This window comes from bacterium (assembly GCA_039961635.1).
GTDB lineage: Bacteria > 4484-113 > 4484-113 > JAGGVC01 > JAGGVC01 > JABRWB01.
On record JABRWB010000002.1, the window covers coordinates 1 to 8270 of the forward strand.

An 8270-nucleotide genomic window follows, 5' to 3' on the forward strand; every position below is an offset into this window, starting at 1 on the left:
GATGATGCCTCCGATGCTCCGGCGGACGACGCGGCGTACCGGGGCAGGGCGGATGCGAAGTCGCTTTTGCTTCCGGCGGAATCGGTGAAAATCGAAGACCATCCGTTGGACTCGCTGGCGTTCGTCGCGCTCGCCAAGCGGGAGGAAACGCTTCTGCAATACGACGGAAAGGGGAATTTGCTCGAATTCCGGCTGGACAAAACCGACCCGGGGCTGTCGCTTTTGATACAGATCCGCGACGAGGCGCACCGGCGGGCGCAGCTGCACCGCAGCGGCAGGGTGGAGCGGCAGCAGCGCCGCAGCGCGCTGGAGGACGTGGCGGGCGTGGGGCCGGGGATCGCAAAGACGCTGCTCAAAACCTACAAGAGCCTGAAGAAGATCCGCGAGGCGGAGCCGGAGGAGCTTGCGAAGCTGCCGGGGATGAACGAAAAGCTGGCGGCGGCGGTGAAGAAATACTTGGTCGAGCGGGAGAATTACGTGGCTCGGAAATTCCGGCTGAAGGACGAAATCGTGGAGCTGCGCAGGAAGCCGCGGCTGGTGAAGGTGAAAAAACCGTAGGGGCGCATGGGAGGCCCGCCGTCTCGGCGGGAAACAATTTCCTTGCGCCCGAAATTAAACCGTAGGGGGGCGGCTTAACCGCCTCCACATCTAAGGTGGGCGGGGGTGAACCCCGCCCGTACTGGGCGGGATACAATTTCCTCGCGCCCGGAATCAACCGTAGGGGGGCGGTTTACCCGCCCCTACATCTAAGGTGGGCGGGGGTGAACCCCGCCTGTACGGCGTGGCTGGCAGCCGACAGTTTCGAGTTCAGAGTTGACAGTTGAGAGTAAAAACATAAGGAGCCGAGGCTTCAGCCTCGGATATTTTTGGGAGTGCACCGGCTCGCCGGTGCCGGACAATGCATTGAGCGGCAGCAAGCTGCCGCACTCCTAAAAAACGGCGCGGACGCGACAGCGGACCGCCGCCGCGACCCGATCAGCGACGGGAGGGCCGCGTCCCCGCGCCCAGAGGAAGCGACCGGGGGCCGCGGTAGGTGCGCGGAACCTGCGCGCAACCTGCGCGCCCGGCCGCGGACGCGGGATAAACGGGGCAGGGGCGGTATGCGCGTGTGGCAGCCGTCCGCTTAAAACCGGGGAGCGCCGGCTTCCAAGCCGGGGGTCACATATAGGGATAAACCTATTCTTTTCGCTTGAACTTGTAGCGCAGCGATAATTGGCAGAACCGCGCGTGGGCGGGGAAATGAAGCAATGGAATGAAATGCAGCTTGAAGCTATACATGCTATAATGTTTGAGGAAGATTGCTGATTTTTGCCAGTCCATGCTTCAATCCTTAAGGAGTATCAAATCCGTGGCAGAGATTTTTGATGCACAGGCCGCCGATCTGGTGGCAGACAGTCTGGGTGTATCCCTGTCAGCATTCAGGCAATACGTCCGCGATTTCACAACGATCTGTGCTGATTTTGTTTCCTGTTTTCAAGATAGGATTAAGCAGCTAAGGCCGGAAGCTCCATTCCCGGAAGGATTCCAAGATGTCGTTTTGGCGTTTGCCTTGTTTATGCGACCGCAACTGCACCTAATAGAAAGCTGTTGCAATGAAAACCAGTTTCTTTGTGTCCCACCACTTTGCCGTTCCATTATTGAGTTTGTATTTCGCTTGTTTGTTGCCAATAGCACTAATCCTCGGCCATGTCTTGAAGTTTTTATAAATTCGGTTCAAGTGGATTCCGTACCATCGTCGACGTCAGCAAAGACGGCCATTAGGAATATTGCCCCTGGCAAGGAAGATTCATTGGACTTGGCATGGCGCATTGCGTGCGGAGAAGTGCATGGCGCGCATAGCGATGCACAAAAGCTTGCAGAAACAATGAGTCGCAGAGGGTTCTTTCCCAAGGACCTAAGTAAGGTAGTAATGCTTTCGCATTCAGGACTTTATCAAGTTCTTTTACTGGCCTCAGAATTTGAGCATATGAATTCCTTGTTCATTCCTGGTAACGCGCCTACGACTGAACGCGACAAAGACGGGAATTGGAATATTCAAGACATAGGAATCTCAAAGAAGCTAGCCCTCTCAGAAATTCAGCCAATTATTCGGCAGTTCCTCATTTGGAAATGCTGCGCCATTCCGTGGCTTGTAATTGATGAAATTATAACCTTGTTTGAGGAAATCGAGAAAACAGGTGGCTCCGAGGAGACGCCGGTGCGTGAGCTTTTTGGATTAAGGAACAAGGCAGAAGTGGCGCGACTGATTTCGAAAGTAGGGCCGTCAATGGAGACAATTTACAAAAATATGCCCTTTAGCGATAAGCTTATATATTTTTAGCGTTTCCGATACTGCTGAATTTTTCATCTATTTCAGGCCGCAATGCATTTCCAGCTTCAGAAAATACATCAAGAAGTTCATTGTGAATGTCAGAGGAAGCAATAAAATTCCAATAATCCTCACCTACAAGCACTTCCCCCGCCTTCAAGTCAAATAATCCTTTGAGGGTCCAACGGTCATAAGGTTTGGGATGATATGGGTTGTACGGAATTGCAAGCCTTGTCATTACATTTGCAGCAGGGTTTTGACTAAATTTAAGCGCTGTCCAATTCAATAACTTTCTCTTCAGCGCTTCAAATCCTTCTTTATTTGGTTTGGCAGTTTTAAGGTCTATGAAATTTTCTTGACCGTCGGTGACAAGATAAAAATCGACCTTAGAATCTGGATGCTTTAAGGCTTTTCCCGATTTGATGCTTCGTTTAATTAGTTCAGTTTCGTTGGTCTTGTTTACTTCAACGTCCGCGGTACGAAGGGAGTGGTGTATTTTTTCAATAAGTGCAACTGTTTCGGAATCTATCTCTCCCATAAGCAGCTTGCCATGTTGCGCTACTTTACCGAATGAACGTGCAATTATAGTTGAAAGTTGCTCCCAAATAGAAGTACCCAACGTGGTATTCATGGAGTGTATGAAGGAAAACAGCGCATATCTGTCTTTCCCCAGCAATCGGTGATGAAAAGGCATGTACTGGGTTTCCGGCGAATATTCATTAAGTTTTTCGCGTACAACTGCCAAAAGCAGCTTTTTAATTTCCGCTTTACAGCTGCTAGGAAGATTCGACATTAATGTTCCTGAAGCAAAATATGGACTCAAAGTACTTATTCGAATCTCGCTCAGTGCGCATTAGGACTGGCCGATGATAGACATCCTCAAGTTCCAATCCGCACGATTCGCCTATGCTTTCATACAATCCAAACTTATCGTTGGCTACTATAAGAACTGGTGCGCCCGGCTTAAGGTATCGGCAGACATTCTGAAATACTTCGGTAATCCCTTGAACATAGTTCTTGATTGCTTGTCTGCTGGAACCCTTGAAAGCAGGGCCGATCTCTTGTTCGTCGCAACGAATGAAATCGAACAGCTCGTATGCATACCTGTGCTGCTCGTGGTAGTCAATAATGCCGACATACGGGGGAGACGTGAAAATACCGTCTAGTTTAGTTCTTCGTCTGTATTTCCAGGTGCGAGAGTCGCCCAATATGCAATCCACTTCGGATTTGGTTCTCAATTGTGCATATTCCTTAATGCGATCGATCGAATCAAGAGAGTACCTGTGAATGAACTTGTACGCCTCATCAATCGGTTCGCAATACCGATTGTGCTTGATGCACCAGTATTGACCCCTAACGGGTTTTTTGGGTCTAGCGAGGTCATAGTGTGCAATTAGTCTTGCCGACCTTGCGGCCCGCGACAGGATTATCGTCATCAAATCCTTGTTGTTGTATTCATCAAGAATGTTTCGGTAAAATAGTATTTCTTGAAGTGCCCTATCCGAAAACCACTCATTCAGGTATTCACTTTTTGTTTCCAATCGCTTCCCGTTGCCTGCGAAAAGGCCATCGGTATTTCGCTGCAACGATCTTGAAAACTCGCTCAGCCGGGCCAAGGCTTCAGACACCTCTTTTTCCATAAAAGGAATATTGTAAAGCCTCGTTTTAACTTTTTGAATTAGCACATTAAAGGCAGATATATCAAGGCCAATTGAATTCATTCCGAGGGCATTTGCTTCAACAAGTGTGGTCCCAGAGCCTGCAAAAGGGTCTAAAACCGTTTGCCCCGGCTCAAAGTATTTCCGAAGAAACACTTCAACCAATTGCGGGATGAATTTGCCAAGATATGGATGAAGCCTGTGCACATGCTTTGTGCGCTCAAACTCCCGAACTCCCAAAAACGAGAGGTCGTTTCCAAGATCGCGGACATTCTTTTCGACGTCGATGTTGCGCTCGATATGCGCCACGTCGATCCCGAACTTCTGCGCTGCTTTCACGTTTACAACTGAAAGACCCAAACGAAAGCCTCCAAAAAGGACTAGTTTGTGGCAAAGCGCCCAATAGCCATCCGATTATACACCAAATCTGTTTAGTCAAAACCATGCCCAATCCTTCAATCAGCCCTTTTTCAACCTTCCGCCTGCCGGCGATTTAGAAAACGTGGCGGCGATGGGAGACCGAGTTCATAGTTTGAAAATGAGAGTTCAGAGTTCAGAGTTGACAGTTGAGAGTAAAAACATAAGGAGCCGAGGCTTCAGCCTCGGATATTTATGGGAGTGCACCGGCTCGCCGGTGCCGTCAATCAAGCATCCAGAAACGCTTCCACATCGATCCCCGCCTCACGCAGAATCGCCCGGAGCGTTCCTTCCGCAAGCGGCCTGGAATGGTGGGGAATTGAAATCCTGCGGCGGGTTTCGGCGTTTCGCCAAAGTTCGTGGCTGCCCGGCCCCTGCCTGTCGAACGAAAATCCGTAGGCGCGCAGCTTTCGCACGACCTCGCTGTAAGTGAATCCGGCAAGCCTGCCCATCTAGTCCACGCCGACCGGAACCACCAGCTCGATTTGCATTTCCGGATCGGCCGCCTTTGCCAGAGCCGGCGGAAGCGGATCGCCGTGCTCCAGGCACGACTCGGCGATTTTCCGGGCAAGCCCCTGCGCGATTTCGCAGGCCTCGGCAAGCGTGCGCCCCTCGGCAACGAGTCCCGGCACGTCCGGGCTTGTCGCGATGAATCCCCCTTCCTCCAGGGATTCGACATGCAGCCTGATGGTGGTTTCGGTCACTTGCGGATCACCGGAATGATTATACCCCTGATTGCACCCGGCATTCAATCGCCCCTACTATAATTACCCGGTGCCGAAACCGACACCTGACGCCGCGGCCCGCGCCGCGGAGCTTCGCTCGCTGATCGAGCGCTACGCACGCGCGTACTACACCCACGACGCGCCGCTCGTCTCCGACGAGGAGTACGACGCGCTTCTGCGGGAGCTTATGGCGCTTGAGGCGGAGCACCCGGAGCTGGCCGCGCCCGACTCGCCCACGCAGAAGGTCGGCGGCGAGGTGCGCAAGGAGTTCCCGCAGGTGCGGCACGCGCATCCGATGCTTTCGCTGAACAACGCGTACAGTCCGGCGGAGCTTGCCGAGTTCGACGAGAGAATCGCGAAGGTGCTCGGCGCGGAGGGAGGGCCGTCCGGGGAAGCGCGGCCGTGGACATACCACGTCGAGGCGAAGATAGACGGGCTGGCGGTGAGCGTGTCGTACGCCGCGGGATTGTTCGTGCGCGGCGTAACGCGCGGAGACGGCGCGGTGGGAGAGGACGTGTCGCACAACATCAAAACGATACGCTCTCTGCCGCTGCGGCTGTCCGAGGCGGTGGACATCGAAGTGCGCGGCGAGGTGTACTATCCCAAATCCGCGTTCGCGGAGCTGAACCGGCGGCTTGCGGATGGGGGGGAGCGTGAATTTGCCAATCCGCGCAACGCGGCGGCTGGGACGATAAGGAATCAGGATTCAAGCGTGGCCGCGGCGAGGCCGCTCGAGCTTGCGTTTTACCAGATCGTCGAGCCGGAAAGGTACGGGCTTGCGACGCAGGCATCGGCGATGGAATACCTGGCGCGGCTGGGACTGCGGCCGAATCCGCTGCGCAAATTGTGCCGGGATCTTCGCGAAGTCGAGCGGCTGCTGGACGGGTGGCGCCTGGAGAGGGACGCGTACGATTTCCCGCTCGACGGCGCGGTGATAAAGGTGAACGAGCTTGCGCTTTGGGGCGAGCTGGGGACGACGGCCAAGGCGCCGCGCGCCGCGATCGCGTACAAGTGGGCGGCCGAAGGCGTGACGACCATGCTTTTGGGAATCGAGTACGGCCTGTCTCGATACGGAGTTTTGACTCCCGTGGCGGTGCTCGAGCCCGTGCCGCTGGCTGGCTCGACTGTGGCGCGGGCGACGCTGCACAACCAGGACGAGATCGCGCGGCTGGGAATAATGATAGGCGACACCGTGCGTCTTGAAAAAGGGGGCGACGTAATCCCGAAGGTGGTGGGCGTGATCGAGGCGCTGCGTCCGCACGACGCGCAACCAGTCCCCCCCCCGAGCCGGTGCCCGGAGTGCGGCGGGCTTACTAGAATGGACGAGCTCGCGCATAACTACGCGTGCGTGAACCGAGATTGCGCAGGCGTTCTGGTACAGCAGATAGCATACCTCGCGTCGCGCGTCTGCCTGGACATCGAAGGGCTGGGCGAGAAGGTATCGCGGCGGCTGGTGGAGCAGGGATTCGTATCGGGCATCGCGGACCTGTTCCGGCTGCAGGCAAGGCGGGCGGAACTGTTGAAAGTGGAAGGATTCGGCGATTTGTCCGTGGACAAACTTTTGTCGCAGATCGAGGCGGCAAAGAAAAAGCCGTTCTCAAGGTGGCTCGCCGCGCTTGGCATTCCGCAGGTGGGGACTGCCGCGGCGGCGGAACTTGCGCTGCGGTTCAGGGATTTCGCCGCGCTCGCGGCGGCGTCGGTCAAGGACATCGAGGCGATCCACGGGTTCGGGTATTCGACCGCGGACGCGATAGTCAAGTGGTTCGCGGACGCGCGAAACAAGGATATGATCGCGGCGCTTGAATCGCTTGGCGTCGCTCCGGAGCCAGCCGCGCGTCCGGACGCGAAGTCCGCGGCGGGGCTGTTTGCCGGAAAGACAATTGTCCTCACCGGAACGTTTCCGGGCGCATCGCGCGACGAGCTGAAGCGTTTCCTCGAATACAACGGGGCGAAGGTGACGGACTCTGTGTCGAAAGCGACCGCGCTGCTTATCGCGGGAGAGGCCGCCGGCTCGAAGCTGGACAAGGCGCGCAAGCTGGGCGTGGAAGTGTGGTCGCCGGAGGATTTCGGCCGGTTCGCCCGCGAAAACGCCGCGGGGCTGTCGCTGCCGGAGGATTTGCGCTACCATGCTTACTTTAGCGAACTAGGAACAGCAAAGGAATAGGCGGCGGGGCGCGTGCGCCAAGTTCGCCGAATGATATGCAGAAGGTTGACTTCGATGTGGCGATAATCGGCGCGGGGCCGGCAGGTGCGGCGGCCGCGCTTTGCCTGCCCGAAGGGATTTCCGTCGCGCACCTTGACCGGGGGGGGCCGGCGCGCGAGAAGCTTTGCAGCGGGCTTTTGACGGAGGAGGCGCAGCGCGCGCTCGCGGCGATATTCGGGAAGTACAACCTGCCGCCGGAGGTTGCCGCGCCGCCGAACATAAACGTCCTGCGTTACGTGGACTTCGACAACAACGTGACGATGACGCTGCCGGTGAAGTACGCAAGCATGCACCGCGCAAACTTCGACCGCTGGCTGCTTTCCAAAATCAAGCGCGACGGGTACAAAACGCTCTGGGGCGCGGTCGTGACCGCGGTCGCCCGCGAGGACCACACTTTCAAAATCGATTACCTGCTGGACGGTGAAAAGAAGTCGCTGTCCGCGAGGTTCGTCATCGACGCGTCGGGATGGGCGGCGATCACGCGCGGCGAAAACGGATTCGCCCGCCCGGTGCGCCGGTTCGCGATGCAGGCCGTTTTTCCGGGGGGGGGAGCTAAGGAGTTCCGCGCGTTCTTCCACGAGGGGCACACCGACTGGTTCGGCTGGACTGTGCCCAAGGAGGACATGGTGCTGGCCGGGATCGGATTCGCGCAGGAGCCGGACACTTATTCAGGAAACGGATCGGGCGCGCAGGCGTCGAAGGCGCACAAGCGCGCGCGCAGGGCGGCGGAAAAAGCGGGGCATGGCGCGCCGCACGCGGACGGGAACGGCGCGGCGAAGCAAAACAGGCTTTTGTCGTTCGCGAAGTTCCTCTCGATGCTTTCGGAAAAGGGCTGGCTGGAAGTGCCGGGGCTGCCCGCGCCCGACGACCTCGATGCGATCAAGGAGTTCAACCGGATATTCCCCGTGAAGGGCAGCCCGATAACCACGATCACGAGCATCAAGCAGGTGCACCTGGGG

At 56.4% G+C, this 8270-nt stretch carries 8 protein-coding genes; 4 read left to right on the plus strand and 4 right to left on the minus strand.

Translation table 11 applies throughout. The features are described 5' to 3' along the window. A partial coding sequence (locus HRF49_00460) for a hypothetical protein (GenBank protein ID MEP0813122.1) occupies window positions 1–558 on the plus strand: 558 nt, incomplete at its 5' end. A 790-nt stretch (window positions 559–1348) separates the two neighbouring features. Then, on the plus strand, window positions 1349–2320 hold the full coding sequence (locus HRF49_00465) for a hypothetical protein (protein MEP0813123.1): 972 nt from the start codon (window positions 1349–1351) through the stop codon (window positions 2318–2320). On the opposite strand, the gene HRF49_00470 is transcribed toward HRF49_00465, so the two are convergent. The 4 genes from HRF49_00470 to HRF49_00485 all read right to left on the minus strand — a co-directional run bounded on the left by HRF49_00470 (window position 2307) and on the right by HRF49_00485 (window position 5087). After that, a complete protein-coding gene (locus HRF49_00470) occupies window positions 2307–3101 on the minus strand; it encodes a TdeIII family type II restriction endonuclease (protein ID MEP0813124.1) in 795 nt (264 codons plus the stop codon). The two genes, HRF49_00465 and HRF49_00470, sit on opposite strands and share 14 nt — an antisense overlap. Next, complete coding sequence (locus tag HRF49_00475; protein MEP0813125.1) at window positions 3085–4326, minus strand: hypothetical protein; 1242 nt, start codon at window positions 4324–4326, stop codon at window positions 3085–3087. The genes HRF49_00470 and HRF49_00475 overlap by 17 nt, the downstream gene beginning before the upstream one ends. 284 nt (window positions 4327–4610) lie before the next feature. Next, a complete protein-coding gene (locus HRF49_00480; GenBank protein ID MEP0813126.1) occupies window positions 4611–4835 on the minus strand; it encodes a type II toxin-antitoxin system HicA family toxin in 225 nt (74 codons plus the stop codon). Further along, window positions 4836–5087, minus strand: a complete 252-nt coding sequence (locus HRF49_00485) for a type II toxin-antitoxin system HicB family antitoxin (protein MEP0813127.1) — start codon at window positions 5085–5087, stop codon at window positions 4836–4838. It lies immediately after the preceding gene. Between the two features lie 70 nt (window positions 5088–5157). Between HRF49_00485 and ligA the strand changes: the two genes are divergently transcribed. Both ligA and HRF49_00495 read left to right on the plus strand, forming a co-directional pair. Next, complete coding sequence (gene ligA / locus HRF49_00490) at window positions 5158–7272, plus strand: NAD-dependent DNA ligase LigA (protein MEP0813128.1); 2115 nt, start codon at window positions 5158–5160, stop codon at window positions 7270–7272. A gap of 35 nt (window positions 7273–7307) precedes the next feature. Further along, the coding region (locus tag HRF49_00495) for an FAD-dependent monooxygenase (protein ID MEP0813129.1) at window positions 7308–8270 on the plus strand (963 nt) is incomplete at its 3' end.

Excerpts from the sequence above, each read along its gene's own strand:
- HRF49_00470 (MEP0813124.1), bottom strand. The coding sequence starts at position 3,101 with ATGTCGAATCTTCCTAGCAGCTGTAAAGCGGAAATTAAAAAGCTGCTT.
- HRF49_00480 (MEP0813126.1), bottom strand. The coding sequence starts at position 4,835 with ATGGGCAGGCTTGCCGGATTCACTTACAGCGAGGTCGTGCGAAAGCTG.